This window comes from Arenibacter sp. 6A1, from assembly GCF_012272855.1.
In the GTDB taxonomy this organism is placed as follows: domain Bacteria; phylum Bacteroidota; class Bacteroidia; order Flavobacteriales; family Flavobacteriaceae; genus Arenibacter.
Genome location: NZ_JAAXCQ010000005.1, coordinates 78,087 through 94,438 on the forward strand (window position 1 = coordinate 78,087; position 16,352 = coordinate 94,438).

Sequence of the window (16,352 nt, forward strand, 5' to 3'; positions counted from 1 at the left end):
GAATGAATACAACGTTTACAATATTCTTGGCACTTATCATCTTGGTTTGCTTATTATTAATGCTTGTAATAATGGTACAAAACCCTAAAGGAGGCGGACTATCTTCGAGCTTTGGAGCCAGTAACCAAGTCGTAGGAGGAGTAAAGAAAACAGGCGACTTCTTAGATAAGAGTACATGGACATTAGCAACTTTATTAGTTGTGCTTATTTTACTTTCGAACGTGGCCGTAAAAGGAAATTTTAGCGGTAACGATTCAAAATTACTGAATGGCGCCCCTGTCGAAACCAAAACTGAGCAAGCGCAACCAGTAGCACCTGCCACTAAATTGGAAACACCACAGGACAGTGCAGAATAACAAGACTACACGTACATAACATATAAAAAATGCCAGCTTTAATGACAAGCTGGCATTTTTGTTTTAACAAAGTGTCAGTTTTATACAGATGGCATAATTTCTGCCATGTTAATGCAAAACTATTAAATCATAAAAATCTAATAAAATGGCTAAACTTAGCATTAAACCGTTAGCGGATAGAGTTCTTATAGAGCCTATGGCTGCTGAAACAAAGACTGCTTCAGGTCTTTATATCCCAGATACCGCAAAAGAAAAACCACAAAAAGGTAAAGTTGTTGCTGTTGGTCCAGGTACAAAGGACGAAAAAGTTACCGTTGTTGTTGGAGACACAGTTCTTTACGGGAAATATGCCGGTACGGAATTAAAACTTGAAGGCACAGAATACCTGATGATGCGCGAAAGCGACATCTTAGCAATCATATAATCTGTTTTTCTTTCTAGCAAAAGCTAAGGACGAATTCAAATCAACTAATTAATCACATTCGTTGCTTGTATACTCAGGCAACAAAAAAGAATATTTAATATGGCAAAAGATATAAAATTTGATATCGAAGCAAGAGACGGCCTAAAAAGAGGTGTCGATGCTTTGGCAAACGCTGTAAAAGTAACCTTAGGACCAAAAGGTAGAAACGTAATCATTAGCAAATCATTCGGAGCACCACACATCACAAAAGATGGTGTTACTGTAGCTAAAGAAATCGAATTGGCAGATCCATTAGAAAATATGGGTGCGCAAATGGTAAAGGAAGTTGCTTCTAAAACCAACGATTTGGCCGGTGACGGAACTACTACCGCTACTGTTTTGGCACAAGCTATCGTAAAAGAAGGCTTAAAAAACGTTGCTGCCGGTGCTAACCCAATGGATCTTAAAAGAGGAATCGACAAAGCTGTTGAGGCTATCGTAGAAGATTTGTCTAAACAAACCAAAAAAGTAGGCGATTCTTCAGAAAAAATCAAACAAGTTGCTGCCATCTCTTCTAATAACGACGAAACTATTGGTGACCTTATTGCCCAAGCTTTTGAAAAAGTAGGAAAAGAAGGTGTTATCACCGTAGAAGAAGCAAAAGGTACAGATACCTATGTAGACGTTGTTGAAGGAATGCAGTTCGACAGAGGATACCTTTCTCCATACTTCGTAACCGACTCTGAAAAAATGACGGCCGATTTGGAGAACCCTTACATCTTGTTATACGACAAGAAAATTTCTTCCATGAAAGATTTGTTGCCAATACTAGAACCAGTGGCACAATCAGGAAAACCACTTTTGATCATTGCTGAAGATGTAGACGGGGAAGCCCTAGCTACCTTGGTAGTAAACAAATTAAGAGGATCTTTAAAAATTGCCGCTGTAAAAGCTCCAGGATTTGGAGATAGAAGAAAAGCAATGTTAGAAGATATCGCTATCCTAACAGGTGGTACCGTGATTGCCGAAGAAAGAGGCTTCACTATGGAAAATGCTACCTTGGATATGTTGGGTACTTGTGAGAAAATCTCTATCGATAAGGACAACACTACTATTGTGAACGGTGCTGGCGATGCTGAAACTATCAAAACAAGAGTAAACCAAATTAAATCTCAAATAGAGTCTACTACATCAGATTACGACAAGGAAAAATTACAGGAGCGTTTGGCTAAATTAGCCGGTGGTGTTGCTGTTCTTTACGTAGGTGCTGCTTCTGAAGTAGAAATGAAAGAGAAAAAAGACAGGGTAGACGATGCATTGCACGCTACTAGAGCTGCTGTAGAAGAAGGTATCGTTGCCGGTGGTGGTGTTGCCTTGGTAAGAGCTAAAGCTGTCCTTGCCGCTATCGAAACCCTAAATGCTGACGAGGCAACTGGATTGCAAATTGTAGCCAGAGCTATTGAGACGCCTTTGAGAACTATCGTTGAAAACGCTGGTGGAGAAGGTTCAGTGGTTGTCGCTAAAGTATTGGACGGTTCTGGTGATTTTGGATACGATGCCAAAACAGAAACTTATGTAGATATGCTTAAAGCAGGTATTATAGATCCTAAGAAAGTAACTAGAGTAGCCTTGGAAAATGCTGCCTCTGTTGCAGGTATGATCTTAACTACCGAATGTGCTTTAACAGATATTAAGGAAGACACTCCTGCTGCCCCTCCAATGGGTGGCGGAATGCCTGGAATGATGTAGTAGCACACTACAACATGCCTTAAAACGCAAAAAAACCGTCTTTGGAATTCCAGAGACGGTTTTTATTTTTATAAAAGTTTGGGAAAAAATTCAATTCCCGATATCTTTAACCATACCGCTTTGGGCGTTCCCTCCTACGTCGGTCGGGCGCTTCGCTATATCCCTTGCGATGCTGCGGGGATGCCGCTGCGATCCCTAACGCAAAATAATGAACTAAGAGAAAAATCCTAGCCCTTTACTTCTCTTGAAAATAGGGAACCCTAAGCTACCCTTTAAAAAAAGAGGCTTCCCCGGACCGATCTAACCGCCCCGGGAATCACCCCTTTACTTTTTAGACACCCCTAGTGATGTCCACTATCATCAGTATTATCTTCTCGGTACTTACAGCAAGGATGTATCTTATCGTATACTTCCTCCGTAGCCTTTAGTTCTTTGGTGTCGTGCCCAACGGCAACAATAGCCGATTTTATTTTCATCGCATTCGTTTTGCGCTCATCTACGATTAAGGATAATTCATGTGTCGGAATATCCCAAGAAGCATACTTTACTCCTTTTACGCCCAATACCGCCTGTTCTATACGTTCTTTACACATGATGCATTTTCCATCGACTTCAAAACTCATTTTTTTGTTCTTTTCCTGTGCGCTCACTACCACAGAAACAAAAGCAAATACCAATCCTAAAATTATTTTTTTCATCTTTCTTTATTTTAAATATTACTTTATAAATACACTTACTTATCTCTTATTCAATTAGACCACCGGGCCTAATCGTTCCGTTATATTTTAAACCTAAACCCTGCATAGAACATTCGCCCCATAATTGGCGCATATACTATAGTGGTATCAAAATCGGGGCCGAATGGATTATCGGCACCCATCACCGCATGTTCTTGGGTAAAATTAGTTAAATTTTCCCCGCCTACATATATCTCAAATTGCGAATTAAAAACCCTGGTAATCTGACTATTCATCAGACTGTAGGTAGGAGAATATGCATTCATCGTTTCTGAAGCAGCACTACTGGCAGGCAATCGTTGTTTCCCCAAACTATGCAGGGTATAATCGAAACGCCACTGCCCTCCCCTTTCGTTCGCGCTGGTAGCATATCCCAAATTCGCAAAAAACCGATGCTGTGCCTGTAAAGGCTTTTGTAAAGTACCCGATTTGTAATCGGTGCTAACATCGTAAAATTTATAGGCAGTTCTTAATTCCACATTTTTCAAGATTTCGTGGTTTACTTCTATCTGAAAACTGTTGGCCTGGCTCTTTCCCTCTAAATTATAAAAAGATACTTCTTGCTTCTGCTCCCAATCTACGACCACCTGATTTTTAAAATCGGTCACATAATAATCCAAGGATATACTCCCCGGCCTATCAAACAACCTAAATCCATGTAAAAAACTCACGCCATAGTTCCATGCGTCTTCTGGTTGCAACCCATAAATACCCGTGTTACCCCCCTCTACAATTATTTGCCTCGAGGATCCGAACAACTGTTGGTTTTCTGCAAAAATATTCGCTGCGCGTTTCCCACGGCCTACGGAAGCCCTAAGGGTAGCTCTCTCCCAAGGAATATATCGTATATGTGCCCTTGGCGTAATAAAAGTCCCTAAGGCATTATGGGTATCTATACGTATTCCTGCTGTTAAACTTAAGGCCTTTTGGTTATCATAACTATATTCAAAGAAGGCACCGACAGACTTATCGGTTCTAGCATAATCTTGCACATTTACCAATTCGTTATACCCGTCGTAGGCAAAAGTAAGCCCCGTTTTAAACTTATTAAAGGTATTGCCGATGATAGAGTTAAACATTAGGTTACTGTACAAACTCTCATGATCAATATTATATTGGTTAAGGCCAAAATAAGAATCTTGCTTATGAATGTTATACGCTGCCTGAAAGCCTAGGCTCTGAAAAGGAAGTTCGGGAAATACATACCCCAATTTCACCGAAGCATCGAACCTTCTGGTATCGATCTCGCTTCCCCATGCATTTGTTGTCAACTTATCTGTATCGGCATCAAAGCGGGTTTCGCCCAGTTGCTTTTCATCATTTAAAAAACGTACATTTAAAAAACTGACCCAACCTGTCTCTGCGTTTTGGTATTGCCATCTATTTAAAACATTGATCTGGTTGCCCAAAGGAGCATCTAAAAATCCGTCATTGTTCTCGTCTTCCTTCATTCTCCTTTCGCTGCCATGAACATAGAGTCCGGTACTTAATTTATCGGTCAGTCTTTTATTAAAATGGGTGTTCAATTCTAACCTGCCGTTTAAATTCGCATAGCCATTCACAAACAAAGCATTATCGGTAAAAGGCTTTACCAATTCGGTATTAATCTGGCCCGAAATACTCTCATAGCCATTGACTACGCTCCCGGCCCCTTTGGTTATCTGAATGCTCTCTACCCATGTCCCTGGGGTAAAGGTTAACCCGTAGGCCTGAGAAGCGCCCCGCACCATAGGTATGTTCTCTTGGGTAATTAACAAATATGGACTGGTGAGTCCCAACATTTGTATTTGTTTGGTCCCGGTGAGGGCATCGGAAAAATTTACATCTATGGCCGGATTAGTTTCAAAGCTTTCCGACAGGTTACAACAAGCCGCTTTTAGCAGTTCCGCGCTATTAATGGTGACCACATTTTGAGTGCTGAAGAAAGACTTTTGAACAGCCTCCCTTTTCTGCTGAACAACGACCTCGTTCAAGGAGTTTGAAGGACGCATCCAATGTTGCACCTTTACAGGGGCACTTATCTTTAAGGTATCGGTCTCAAAACCCACATAACTAATGACCAAGTGCGAATACGCAGCATCAAAAGGTATCACAAAACTACCGTCGTCCTTGGTGACCGTACCTATCGGAGAGTTCAACCAATACACATTGGCACCAGAAAGTCCCATGGGTTTATTTTCGGCATTGGCTTCGTTAATCCTTCCTTCTACTTTATTTTGCGACAAGGCCACACAAGGAAGCAATAACAATAAAAATATATAAAATTTCATTGAGTTTTAGTATTATAGTTTTCGTAATCAAGGTACCATATAGCCGTAGAAAGCTTTATTTATAAGGACACCTTGGATTTTTCAATTTATTAAAAATAATTTTCACTTGATAAAACACCAAGTCATGCTCCCCATTAAAAAACGGCAAGCACCTTACTTAAAACCCTGAAAAATCAAATTAGAAAAACCTGGTCCAGCACACAAATGTCCTTGACCACCATTGGAGGCTGATAATCGTTGAAGGGAACAAGACGTTCCGAAGCTACTTTAAATAAGTTGTAATAGGAGAAAACAAATGCAGAAAGGAATACTTGTTGATCTAAATCAAAACTTCCGGAAGACAATTTTAATTCCTCTTGTCCAGGAATATTTATGATTTCGTTACTGCAACAGGCATTGAGATCCCTGATCACAGTTTGGGATACATTGGAATCGCTTAAAGGCACCCCACAGCTATCGGGCTTATGAAAAAAAGCAACATCGATAAGGCTTCCCATACAGTAGTGCTTTTCTATGGTCCAAGACACGCTAGAGAGTAGCATCAAAAATGCCATCACGCTCGCCAAGATCCTAAAAGCCTTTCCTTTCATAAGTGCTAAAGTATACAATAAGTGCAAAATTAGGAATCCTCCAAATAACATTAACTAAAATTTAGCTAGTTTATCAACTTAATTTTAGGGGCATTAACATAAAAAGATTTTGAATTAGCCTTATTTTTGAACAAATTTATTTTATGTTAGAAGCATTACAGCCAAAAGTTGCGCTTATCCTGGCGGATAAAGAAATAGATACCACCGAAAAACTACAAGCCATTTGTGATTTACTACAGGAAAATGTAGCATATTACGATTGGGTAGGCTTTTATTTTAAAAATGGAGACAAGGACGAGCTAAAACTAGGTCCTTATGCCGGGGCACCGACAGACCATACGATTATTCCTTTTGGCAAGGGTATCTGTGGACAGGTTGCTGTATCCAATCAAAATTTTGTTGTCCCCGATGTGCAAGCACAGGACAACTATATAGCATGTAGTATAACGGTAAAAGCCGAAATCGTAGTTCCATTGTTTGTCAATGGCAAAAACATAGGACAAATAGACATAGATTCTAATACCGCTGATCCCTTTTCCGAAGCCGATGAGCGCTTTTTGGAATACATAAATGCGAAAGTAGCAGAAATTCTGTAAAACTTTCCATTGATTATTAGTATTACTACTGTTATTTGCGCTCAAAATATTACTTTTGCGTCCTTATAATCCTTAACAATAAGCACATAAAAATGAGTACCACAAAAAAAGCTACTTCAGCCTTAATTTCTGTATTTCATAAAGATGGCCTAGAGCCATTAGTAAAAAAGTTTAACGAACTAGGTATACCCATCTATTCTACTGGCGGTACTGAGACGTTTATAAAAGAATTAGGTATTGATGTAGTTCCTGTGGAAGACGTTACCAGCTATCCGTCTATTTTAGGCGGCAGGGTTAAAACATTACACCCAAAAGTTTTTGGTGGTATTTTAAACCGACAGGACAACGAAAAAGATCAGGAACAATTAAAAGAATTTGAAATTCCGCAATTGGATATCGTTATTGTTGACCTATACCCGTTCGAAAAAACGGTTGCTAGCGGTGCCTCAGAACAAGATATCATTGAAAAAATAGATATAGGCGGAATTTCGTTGATCAGAGCGGCTGCCAAAAACTATAAGGACACTCTTTGTGTTTCTTCTATGAAGGATTACGATGAAGTGCTTGATATAATCACCAAAGGAAACGGTAGTACGACCTTGGAAGACAGAAAACGTTTTGCTACAAAATCGTTCAACGTTTCTTCTCACTACGATTCTGCTATCTTCAACTACTTTAACCAAAACCAACAAGAGGTTACCTTAAAAATCAGTGAAGATAACGGACAAGTATTGCGTTATGGGGAAAACCCACACCAAAAAGGATTCTTCTTTGGAGATTTCGACGCTATGTTCGAAAAACTGAACGGAAAAGAACTTTCTTATAACAACTTGTTAGATGTTGATGCGGCCGTGAACCTTATCAACGAATTTAAAGACAACGAGCCTACTTTTGCTATCTTAAAGCACAATAACGCCTGTGGTTTGGCTTCAAGAAGCACTATTCACCAAGCGTATGTAGATGCTTTGGCCGGAGATCCAGTTTCAGCATTTGGAGGGGTATTGATTAGTAATACCACTATTGACCTGGCTACAGCACAAGAAATTCACGGACTTTTCTGTGAAGTAGTAATTGCGCCAAGTTATGATGCCGAGGCCTTAGAACTTCTAAAAGGGAAAAAGAACCGTATTATTTTGATCCAAAACGACGCTGCCTTACCAACAACGACGGTAAGAACATGTCTAAACGGGATATTGGTACAAGGAAAGGACGATAAGACCGATACCCTTGAAGACCTGACCAATGTAACTACCGAGAAACCATCGGAAAGAGAATTGGAAGATTTGATTTTTGCTTCTAAATTATGTAAGCACACCAAGAGTAACACGATTGTTTTGGCAAAGAACAAACAATTATGTGCTAGTGGAACAGGACAGACTTCTCGTGTAGATGCCTTAAACCAGGCGATTCACAAGGCACAGTCCTTTAATTTTGACCTGAATGGAGCTGTTATGGCTAGTGATGCTTTCTTCCCATTCCCAGACTGTGTAGAAATTGCGCATAAAAGTGGGGTAACAAGCGTTATACAACCAGGAGGATCAATCAAAGATCAATTAAGTGTTGATTATTGTAATGACAATAAAATTGCAATGGTTATGACAGGAACACGTCATTTTAAACATTAAATTTAATACATTAGAGAATTATACATTAAAAAACAGACACCTAACAATTATTAAATGGGATTTTTTGACTTCTTAACCGAGGAAATAGCAATAGACTTAGGAACTGCTAACACCCTCATTATTCACAACGATAAGGTGGTCGTAGACTGTCCATCGATCGTTGCTAGGGACAGAATTAGTGGTAAAATTATTGCTGTCGGGAAAGAAGCCAGCATGATGCAGGGAAAAACACATGAAAACATCAAAACCGTACGTCCTCTTAAAGATGGCGTTATCGCAGATTTTGATGCCTCTGAAAAGATGCTGATGATGTTTATTAAAAACATTCCGGCCTTAAAGAAAAAATGGTTCCCCCCAGCATTGAGATTGGTTATTTGTATTCCTTCAGGCATTACCGAGGTAGAAATGCGCGCGGTAAAAGAATCTGCCGAACGAGTGAATGGCAAAGAGGTATACCTTATTCATGAGCCCATGGCAGCAGCTATCGGTATTGGGTTGGATATCATGCAACCAAAAGGAAATATGATCGTTGATATAGGGGGTGGTACCACCGAAATTGCGGTTATTGCCTTAGGAGGAATTGTATGCGATAAATCCGTTAAAATTGCAGGGGATGTTTTTACCAATGACATTATTTACTATATGCGAACGCAGCACAACCTCTATGTTGGGGAAACTACTGCCGAAAACATAAAAATAACGATAGGCTCAGCGACAGAAGACTTGCAAACACCTCCAGAAGAAATGTCTGTTCAAGGGCGCGATCTTTTAACAGGAAAGCCAAAACAAGTTGCCGTTTCTTATCGTGAAATAGCAAAGGCATTGGACAAGTCCATTTTAAGAGTAGAAGACGCGGTAATGGAAACCTTATCGCAGACTCCTCCAGAACTGGCGGCCGATATTTACAATACCGGTATTTATTTAGCCGGTGGAGGTTCTATGTTAAGAGGATTGGACAAAAGATTGTCCCAAAAAACCGATCTTCCCGTATATATCGCCGAGGATCCTTTAAGAGCCGTTGTTAGAGGTACTGGTATTGCTCTAAAAAACCTAGATCGCTACAAGAGTATTTTAATCAAATAACAATTAGATTAACGTACTTCCTTCTAGGAAAAATTTTGAAATTAAATATAGGAAGGTCTGCAAAGGCCTTCCTTTTAATCCTTTATAAAAAAGAATTAAAAAAAACAATCTAGGTGAATGCAGCAGATTATCAATTTTATAATAAGAAACAAGAATTTCTTACTCTATGTCTTGCTGTTCACTATTTCTTTTGCTTTTACGGTGCAATCTCATTTGTACCACCATTCCAAGTTCTTTAACTCTGCTAATTGGCTCACTGGGAATATCTTTCAAACACAAAGTAATATTTCCTCCTATTTTAGCTTAAATGAGCAAAACCAAAAACTCCAGGAAGAAAACCAAAGACTTCGATTTCTTTTGTTCAACAAAAAAGAAAAAGATACTGTCCCTTTAGACAGCAGCTATAACAAATACACTGTAATTGCCTCTCAAATTATTAAGAATAGCTTCTCTTTGCCAAAAAACTATATCACTATAGACAAGGGAAGAAATGATGGCATAAAACCCGATATGGGCGTTATTACCGCCAATGGTATCCTGGGAATTATAGAAAACATTTCCCCGAATTTTGCCACCGTACAGAGTATTTTAAATACCAACTCTCGCATCAATGCCAAAATTAAGAATACCAACCATTTTGGCTCCTTGGTTTGGGACACCAAAGATTACAACACTGTTCAACTTACCGATATACAAAGGTTAGTACCTATAAATATTGGAGACACCATCGTTACTGGGGCAAGCTCTAGTATCTTTCCAGAAAACATTCCTATTGGAATTATAAAAAATTTCGATCTAAACAACACTCAAAACTCGTATCACATAGATGTGGCCCTCTTTAACGATATGACCAATGTTAAACATATTTATGTTTTAGAGAACCACCACCGGGAAGAAATACAACAATTAGAATCTACGACCAAAAATGACTAGTAATAGCTACCTTATAAATACGACTAGATTTATATTACTAATTTTGGTACAGGTCCTTGTTTTTAATAGGCTCAATTTTTTTGGATATATAAACCCTATGGTTTATATTTTGTTTCTGTATTGGTATCCATTGACCCAAAATAGGTCCCTATTTATTTTTATAAGTTTTTTATTGGGACTTATGGTCGATATCTTTTCGGACACCATGGCCATTCATGCGGCATCAACCGTAACCCTCGCCTATTTGCGACCAACCATTATGCGTTTTTGTTTTGGAGTGAATTTTGAACTCCAAAATTTTAAACTGACCAACACCAACAGAGCTCAGCGCATAACATGTTTGGCCTTAATGATCGTTATTCATCACTTCGTTTTCTTTAACCTGGAAATTTTTAGTTATGAAAACGTCCTATTAATTTTGAAAAAAGTTTCATCCATAAGCCTTGCGACCCTAATCATGAGCTTGCTTTTAGGGTCACTCTTTAGTGTGAAAAAAGAATGAGAAAATTTTTATTAGCTGCTATAATCCTTGTTATAGGGATAACTTTTATCGCCAGATTATCTTATCTACAGATATTTAGTTTTTCCCCTAACCAAGTTATGGAAGATCCGGCCATAAAAGCAATCTACGACTACCCAGAACGCGGTTATATTTTTGATAGAAAAGGTGAGCTATTAGTAGCCAACCAACCAGCTTATGACGTAATGGTCATTCCTAGGGAGGTTCAATCCTTGGACACCCTAGAATTTTGCTCCTTATTGGGGATCGATAAAAAAACATTTAAATCCCAACTGGCCAAGGCACGGGTATATTCCCCTAGACTACCTTCTGTTTTAGTGCCCCAACTGTCTAAAAAAGACTATGCTAGGCTTCAGGAAAAAATGAGGCGTTTTCAAGGGTTTTACATCCAAAAACGATCCTTGCGATATTATGACACCGATAGTGGTGCCAATGTTTTAGGATATATCGCAGAGGTCAATGCGCGAGATTTACAGAACAACCCACAATACATAGCAGGGGAACTTATTGGCCGCACCGGAATAGAAAAACAATATGAACACATCTTACGAGGCCATAAAGGGGTAAAATACATTCAAAAAGACCGATTTAACAGAGATATTGGCCCCTATAAAGATGGGCTTCTAGATACGCTACCTACCCAAGGAAGGGAAATAACCGTTACCCTAGATAAGGCCTTGCAAGAATACGGCGAAAAATTAATGGTTGGTAAACGGGGAGGTATCGCCGCCTTGGAACCCAGTACAGGTGAAATATTGGCCCTGATTTCTGGCCCTACCTATGATCCCTCTCTATTAATTGGTAGGGATCGCTCTAGGAATTACAGCAAACTGCATTACGATAGTATCGCAAAACCTACTTGGGACCGTTCTATTTTGGCCGAACCTTCTCCTGGATCGCCTTTTAAAATAATAAATGCCCTTATCGCCTTGCAAGAAGGTGTTATTACCCCCGCTACCACAATTCCATGTTACAACGGATTTTATGTTGGAAATAAGAAAAGGGGCTGTCACTGTGGAGGTGGAATGAGAGACCTTAATGTTGGGACCTTTAAGTCTTGTAATGCCTATTTTGCTGTAGCCTTTAGAAAAATTTACGACAAATATAAAACTACTGCCGAAGGCATGGATGTTTGGGAAGAACATGTCAAAAGTTTTGGCCTGGGTACCTATCTCGGGTACGACCTTCCTACAGGGAGACCTGGACGCGTACCTTCCAAGGAATATTACGATAGGGTATATGGAAAGAACAGGTGGGCTTCTTCCTATATTATATCCAATTCCATAGGGCAGGGTGAAATTGCCACTACGCCTATACAATTGGCAAACATGACCGCTGCCATTGCCAACAAGGGGCATTATTATACGCCACATATCCTCAAGGAAATAGAAGGAGAACCTATTGACTTTCCAGAATACACCACACCTAAACACACCACCATAGACAAAAAGCATTTTGATGGCGTTGTACAAGCCATGGCCGACGTATATGAACATGGAACCGCCAGATGGCTACAGGTAAGGGATATCACCATGGCCGGAAAAACAGGAACGGTAGAAAACTTTACCAGAATAGACGGGGTGCGTACCCAATTAACGGACCATTCCGTATTTATCGCTTTTGCCCCTGTAGAAAACCCGAAAATTGCCATTGCTGTATATATAGAAAACGGGTACTTCGGATCTAGATATGCCGGACATATAGCCTCCTTGATGATCGAAAAATATATCAAGGGAGAAATTACAAGAACGGACTTGGAGAAAAGAATGTTAGAAAAAACATTGGAAGCCGAATATGCAAAACCATATAGTGGGCAACCTTTTAAAATAAATGAGCGTGTCTGGTAAAAGTGTCATTAAGAGGTTAGATTGGTTTAGTGTGCTGCTCTATATAGCATTGGTTTTTATAGGATGGCTTAATATTTATTCGGCTACGGTAACAGAGGATACCGCAAACATTTTCAACTTTTCTGCCTTACACGGCAAACAACTGTCCTTTATTATAGCCAGTGGTATTGCTATTGTCCTCCTTTTGGCGATAGAGGCTAATTTTTATGAACGTTTTTCGGGCTTGCTGTACCTTGTTTCCATGGTGTTATTACTGGGTATATACCCCTTTGGAAAAACCATTAACGGAGCAACCTCGTGGTATAACCTCGGTTTTTTTAATTTACAACCCTCGGAGTTGGCTAAAGTTGCCACTGCCCTCGCCTTGGCCAAGTACCTCAGCGATATACGGACCGATATTAAACGCCCTAAGGACCAGTTGTACGCCTTGGGAATACTGCTTATCCCGGTTATTCTTATCGTGCCTCAGCCCGACCCTGGGAGTGCCTTGGTCTTCTTTGCCATGAGCTTTGTTATTTTCCGAGAAGGCTTACCTCTATATTACTTGGGTATTGCCACTACGCTTTTAGTGATTTTCATTCTTACCCTTATATACGGAACCCTTTGGGTATTGATTATTCTAGCCCTGCTTTTGGTTTTATTCCTATTGCTAAAAAAACCGTCTTTTAAGGTCCCCGTCATACCCCTTTCCTTTGTTTTTGTGGCTACAATACTCTTTTCCTTTTCGGTTAGTTTTATTTATAATTCTGTCTTTGAACAAAGGCACCGCGACCGTTTTAGTCTATGGCTCCGCTTAGAAAAAGATCCGAGAAAATTAAATGAGATCCTTAGAACTATTGGCTACAACACCTATCAATCTGAAAAAGCTATTGAATCTGGAGGTTTCTTTGGAAAAGGGTTTTTAGAAGGTACCCGTACCAAGGGAAATTTTGTCCCCGAACAACATACCGATTATATTTTTAGTACTGTAGGCGAAGAATGGGGCTTTTTAGGGACATCAACGGTAGTGATCCTTTTTACGGCACTGCTGCTGCGGCTCGTATATTTAGCAGAACGACAAAAAAACCCCTTTAGCCGAATGTACGGCTATGGGGTGATTTCCATATTATTGGTCCATTATTTTATCAATATAGGTATGGTTATCGGTATTTTGCCCACGATCGGGATTCCTTTGCCATTTTTTAGTTATGGAGGCTCGGGCCTACTCTTTTTTACGGCCTTATTGTTTATTTTCCTAAAACTAGATGCCAACAGATTAAAAGAACTCTTTTAAAACTTCCAAGTAGAAAGGTCTTTCGCCGCTTCCAATTTTGTTTCTTGAGTATCCGGAAGTTCCGGGAAAAAATCGATTCCCGTCAAGGCTTCCACTTCATCAACTGGCACTACAAAACGGCTTAATTTGGCATTGCTTTCTCTATGAGGAAAAAGGAAGGCTAGCACTTTTAAGTCGGCCCCATTCCCCTTGGCTACTATTTTATAATAAAATTTAGGCACTGTCACTTCCTCCTCGCCTATACTGGGAAGTCCCCCTTCCAACACTCCCCCTGTAACCACAAACAAAGGCCCTTCTTTTTTGGCCCAATACCGCACTTGTTTCTCCAAACGATTCCATACCCCTGCATTAAAATCCCTGTCTTGTGGACTGATATTGCTGGTATAAAAGGTTTCGTTAAAGGCCGCTTCCGAAAACCTACGGTCCCCAGCCGGACATAAATGTCCACGGTCATAACCAGAGCCCTTATAGTTTCTCCAATCTGCGGACCTGCTCCCCACCTTGGGGTCCTCGATAAAAAAAGGTCTTTTTCGATTGTCATAGGTCAAATGCCCCCGCTCCAAAACATAAGCTACCCATTCTGCCTGTTCGTGGGCCTCGCTATAGGATAGCGTATAATAATTATGGTTAACCACCACCCCTGTAGTCGATTGAGGCAATAAGGTTGTTATTGTTGTTACCGGCTCCTTAGAATCGGTAGGACCAGAAGGGCTATAGAAGTTTTCAAAAAGCCAAAACCCAACCATACATATGGCCAATAACAAAGTATAAATACGTCTATTTTTCTTAGTTGCATGCATAGTCCAAAGATAACTGAATTCCCTATATTGCTAAGGGTAACTTTGTAAGTTGACCGGCTTAGGAGCGACAAAATGGAAAAGGAATACCCCCATCAAGGCTGTATATAACTATTTTGCATCCTATGCCAAAAAGACACTAAAAATAACTCAATTAACAATAAAGGAAATTTCACTATGCTTACTTGGAAAGACATTATTAATTACTGTGTCATGGGCAATCCAAAGCCCGACAAAAGAGTAGAAAAAACTAGCGAAGAATGGAAAGCACTACTTTCTCCTTCCCAATATAGGATTGCTAGGGAAAAAGGAACAGAACCCGCACATAGCGGTGCCTTGTGCAGTAGTCATGAGTCCGGAAAATATCACTGTGTTTGTTGTAATGCTCCCCTATTCGATTCTACCATAAAATTTAACTCTAGTTCAGGATGGCCTAGTTTTACCCAGCCGATTCAACAAAATGCCATTAAATACGAAAAGGACAGTAGTTATGGGATGATTAGAGTAGAAGTTATGTGCAATACCTGCGACGGTCATTTGGGACATGTATTCCCCGATGGGCCACCCCCAAGCGGTTTGCGCTTTTGTGTAAATTCTGAATCGATAACCTTGGCAAAACACACTCATGAGCAATAAAAAATTAGAATTGATCACCATAGGCGGCGGATGCTTTTGGTGTATAGAAGCCGTATTCCAGGAAGTGAATGGCGTAGAAAAAGTTGTTTCCGGATATACCGGAGGCAACGCCCCGGGCAGACCTACTTATAGGGAAGTCTGTTCTGGCCTTACCGGTCATGCAGAAGTGGTACAAATAACCTTTGATGCCAACAAAATATCCTACCAAGATTTGCTGTTCGTATTTATGACAAGTCATGACCCCACCACCCTAAACCGTCAGGGGGCAGATGTTGGCACTCAATACCGATCGGTAATATATTACCACAACGACCAACAAAAACTGTTAGCCGAAATAGTGGTGAAGGAAGTAGCGCAATATTACGACCATCCTATAGTAACCGAAATTAGCAAAGCCGGCATTTTTTATGATGCCGAGAAAGAGCATCAGGATTATTATCGGAATAATAAAACGCAAGGCTATTGCAGTGCGGTCATTACTCCTAAACTGGTAAAACTAAGACAGCTTCATGCCGATAAATTAAAGAATACTAAGGTATAGTGGCATAGTCCTTCTATAATAAACGTAGGCATGCTACTGCAATATTCGGCACCTTTGCACAAGAAAGTCGAATTAATAAAAATACCACAACCTCATAAAAAACAACAAATTGGAAATACAACACGACAAGGAAAACCACCAGTATAAGATGCCCTTAGAAGACAGTTTCGCTACGGTAGATTATAGTCTTAGCCAAGGGAAAATGTTTTTAACGTATTCAGAAGTTCCCGTTCATTTACGATCAAAGGGGTATGGAAAAATTTTAGTCGAAAAAACTTTTGAAAAATTAACCGAGGAAGGCTACAAGGCAGTAGCCGTTTGCTCTTACGTCGACAAAATAGCCCGTAGCAGTAAAAAATGGAATGCCATCATTGAATAATCGGACACCGCTGTAAG

17 protein-coding genes are annotated in these 16,352 nt (G+C 39.9%); 13 read left to right on the top strand and 4 right to left on the bottom strand.

The genetic code is table 11. The annotated features are described in order from the left end of the window. Positions 1–2 precede the first annotated feature (2 nt). The 3 genes from secG (at position 3) to groL (ending at position 2,508) form a co-directional block, all read left to right on the top strand. The gene (gene secG / locus HCG49_RS05655; RefSeq protein WP_072764011.1) at positions 3–356 is read left to right on the top strand and encodes a preprotein translocase subunit SecG; all 354 of its coding nucleotides are present in this window, start codon (positions 3–5) and stop codon (positions 354–356) included. Positions 357–501: 145 nt separating this feature from the next. Then, on the top strand, positions 502–780 hold the full coding sequence (gene groES, locus HCG49_RS05660) for a co-chaperone GroES (RefSeq protein ID WP_072764010.1): 279 nt from the start codon (positions 502–504) through the stop codon (positions 778–780). Positions 781–879: 99 nt separating this feature from the next. Next, a complete protein-coding gene (gene groL, locus HCG49_RS05665) occupies positions 880–2,508 on the top strand; it encodes a chaperonin GroEL (protein ID WP_072764009.1) in 1,629 nt (542 codons plus the stop codon). Between the two features lie 341 nt (positions 2,509–2,849). On the opposite strand, the gene HCG49_RS05670 is transcribed toward groL, so the two are convergent. The 3 genes from HCG49_RS05670 to HCG49_RS05680 all read right to left on the bottom strand — a co-directional run bounded on the left by HCG49_RS05670 (position 2,850) and on the right by HCG49_RS05680 (position 6,105). Next, positions 2,850–3,206: a heavy-metal-associated domain-containing protein gene (locus tag HCG49_RS05670; protein WP_168468571.1), complete on the bottom strand. Its 357-nt coding sequence runs from the start codon at positions 3,204–3,206 to the stop codon at positions 2,850–2,852. Between the two features lie 80 nt (positions 3,207–3,286). Beyond that, positions 3,287–5,515: a TonB-dependent receptor gene (locus tag HCG49_RS05675; RefSeq protein WP_168468572.1), complete on the bottom strand. Its 2,229-nt coding sequence runs from the start codon at positions 5,513–5,515 to the stop codon at positions 3,287–3,289. A gap of 173 nt (positions 5,516–5,688) precedes the next feature. Beyond that, complete coding sequence (locus HCG49_RS05680) at positions 5,689–6,105, bottom strand: HYC_CC_PP family protein (RefSeq protein WP_168468573.1); 417 nt, start codon at positions 6,103–6,105, stop codon at positions 5,689–5,691. Positions 6,106–6,248: 143 nt separating this feature from the next. On the opposite strand from HCG49_RS05680, the gene HCG49_RS05685 reads away from it, so the two are divergent. The 7 genes from HCG49_RS05685 to rodA all read left to right on the top strand — a co-directional run bounded on the left by HCG49_RS05685 (position 6,249) and on the right by rodA (position 13,982). After that, positions 6,249–6,701 (top strand): GAF domain-containing protein, encoded by a 453-nt coding sequence (locus HCG49_RS05685; protein WP_168468574.1) that lies wholly within the window; start codon positions 6,249–6,251, stop codon positions 6,699–6,701. Positions 6,702–6,793: 92 nt separating this feature from the next. Continuing rightward, positions 6,794–8,326, top strand: coding sequence for a bifunctional phosphoribosylaminoimidazolecarboxamide formyltransferase/IMP cyclohydrolase (purH, locus tag HCG49_RS05690; protein WP_168468575.1), 1,533 nt, complete (start codon positions 6,794–6,796; stop codon positions 8,324–8,326). 54 nt (positions 8,327–8,380) lie between these two features. Then, positions 8,381–9,409: a rod shape-determining protein gene (locus HCG49_RS05695; RefSeq protein ID WP_168468576.1), complete on the top strand. Its 1,029-nt coding sequence runs from the start codon at positions 8,381–8,383 to the stop codon at positions 9,407–9,409. Positions 9,410–9,526: 117 nt separating this feature from the next. Next, positions 9,527–10,342 (top strand): rod shape-determining protein MreC, encoded by an 816-nt coding sequence (gene mreC, locus HCG49_RS05700; protein ID WP_168468577.1) that lies wholly within the window; start codon positions 9,527–9,529, stop codon positions 10,340–10,342. Between the two features lie 97 nt (positions 10,343–10,439). Further along, entirely contained in the window at positions 10,440–10,844 is a 405-nt protein-coding gene (locus HCG49_RS05705; RefSeq protein WP_317167452.1) for a rod shape-determining protein MreD, read from the top strand. Further along, on the top strand, positions 10,841–12,709 hold the full coding sequence (gene mrdA, locus HCG49_RS05710; RefSeq protein ID WP_168468579.1) for a penicillin-binding protein 2: 1,869 nt from the start codon (positions 10,841–10,843) through the stop codon (positions 12,707–12,709). The genes HCG49_RS05705 and mrdA overlap by 4 nt, the downstream gene beginning before the upstream one ends. Continuing rightward, entirely contained in the window at positions 12,693–13,982 is a 1,290-nt protein-coding gene (gene rodA / locus HCG49_RS05715) for a rod shape-determining protein RodA (protein ID WP_205764348.1), read from the top strand. The genes mrdA and rodA overlap by 17 nt, the downstream gene beginning before the upstream one ends. On the opposite strand, the gene HCG49_RS05720 is transcribed toward rodA, so the two are convergent. Next, positions 13,979–14,782: a DNA/RNA non-specific endonuclease gene (locus tag HCG49_RS05720; RefSeq protein ID WP_168468581.1), complete on the bottom strand. Its 804-nt coding sequence runs from the start codon at positions 14,780–14,782 to the stop codon at positions 13,979–13,981. The genes rodA and HCG49_RS05720 overlap by 4 nt on opposite strands. A 174-nt stretch (positions 14,783–14,956) precedes the next feature. Between HCG49_RS05720 and msrB the strand changes: the two genes are divergently transcribed. The 3 genes from msrB to HCG49_RS05735 all read left to right on the top strand — a co-directional run bounded on the left by msrB (position 14,957) and on the right by HCG49_RS05735 (position 16,335). Continuing rightward, on the top strand, positions 14,957–15,415 hold the full coding sequence (msrB, locus tag HCG49_RS05725; protein WP_168468582.1) for a peptide-methionine (R)-S-oxide reductase MsrB: 459 nt from the start codon (positions 14,957–14,959) through the stop codon (positions 15,413–15,415). Then, positions 15,405–15,956 carry a peptide-methionine (S)-S-oxide reductase MsrA gene (gene msrA, locus HCG49_RS05730; RefSeq protein ID WP_168468583.1) on the top strand — a complete coding sequence of 184 codons (552 nt, stop codon included), beginning with the start codon at positions 15,405–15,407 and terminating at the stop codon, positions 15,954–15,956. Before msrB ends, msrA begins: the two co-directional genes overlap by 11 nt. A 109-nt stretch (positions 15,957–16,065) precedes the next feature. After that, the gene (locus HCG49_RS05735; RefSeq protein ID WP_168468584.1) at positions 16,066–16,335 is read left to right on the top strand and encodes a GNAT family N-acetyltransferase; all 270 of its coding nucleotides are present in this window, start codon (positions 16,066–16,068) and stop codon (positions 16,333–16,335) included. The last annotated feature ends 17 nt before the right edge of the window (positions 16,336–16,352 follow it).

Bases quoted from the DNA above. Each gene is read 5' to 3' on its own strand.
- secG (WP_072764011.1), top strand. From the start codon at position 3: ATGAATACAACGTTTACAATATTCTTGGCACTTATCATCTTGGTTTGC.
- groES (WP_072764010.1), top strand. From the start codon at position 502: ATGGCTAAACTTAGCATTAAACCGTTAGCGGATAGAGTTCTTATAGAG.
- groL (WP_072764009.1), top strand. From the start codon at position 880: ATGGCAAAAGATATAAAATTTGATATCGAAGCAAGAGACGGCCTAAAA.
- HCG49_RS05670 (WP_168468571.1), bottom strand. From the start codon at position 3,206: ATGAAAAAAATAATTTTAGGATTGGTATTTGCTTTTGTTTCTGTGGTA.
- HCG49_RS05675 (WP_168468572.1), bottom strand. From the start codon at position 5,515: ATGAAATTTTATATATTTTTATTGTTATTGCTTCCTTGTGTGGCCTTG.
- HCG49_RS05680 (WP_168468573.1), bottom strand. From the start codon at position 6,105: ATGAAAGGAAAGGCTTTTAGGATCTTGGCGAGCGTGATGGCATTTTTG.
- HCG49_RS05685 (WP_168468574.1), top strand. From the start codon at position 6,249: ATGTTAGAAGCATTACAGCCAAAAGTTGCGCTTATCCTGGCGGATAAA.
- purH (WP_168468575.1), top strand. From the start codon at position 6,794: ATGAGTACCACAAAAAAAGCTACTTCAGCCTTAATTTCTGTATTTCAT.
- HCG49_RS05695 (WP_168468576.1), top strand. From the start codon at position 8,381: ATGGGATTTTTTGACTTCTTAACCGAGGAAATAGCAATAGACTTAGGA.
- mreC (WP_168468577.1), top strand. From the start codon at position 9,527: ATGCAGCAGATTATCAATTTTATAATAAGAAACAAGAATTTCTTACTC.
- HCG49_RS05705 (WP_317167452.1), top strand. From the start codon at position 10,440: ATGGTTTATATTTTGTTTCTGTATTGGTATCCATTGACCCAAAATAGG.
- mrdA (WP_168468579.1), top strand. From the start codon at position 10,841: ATGAGAAAATTTTTATTAGCTGCTATAATCCTTGTTATAGGGATAACT.
- rodA (WP_205764348.1), top strand. From the start codon at position 12,693: ATGAGCGTGTCTGGTAAAAGTGTCATTAAGAGGTTAGATTGGTTTAGT.
- HCG49_RS05720 (WP_168468581.1), bottom strand. From the start codon at position 14,782: ATGCATGCAACTAAGAAAAATAGACGTATTTATACTTTGTTATTGGCC.
- msrB (WP_168468582.1), top strand. From the start codon at position 14,957: ATGCTTACTTGGAAAGACATTATTAATTACTGTGTCATGGGCAATCCA.
- msrA (WP_168468583.1), top strand. From the start codon at position 15,405: ATGAGCAATAAAAAATTAGAATTGATCACCATAGGCGGCGGATGCTTT.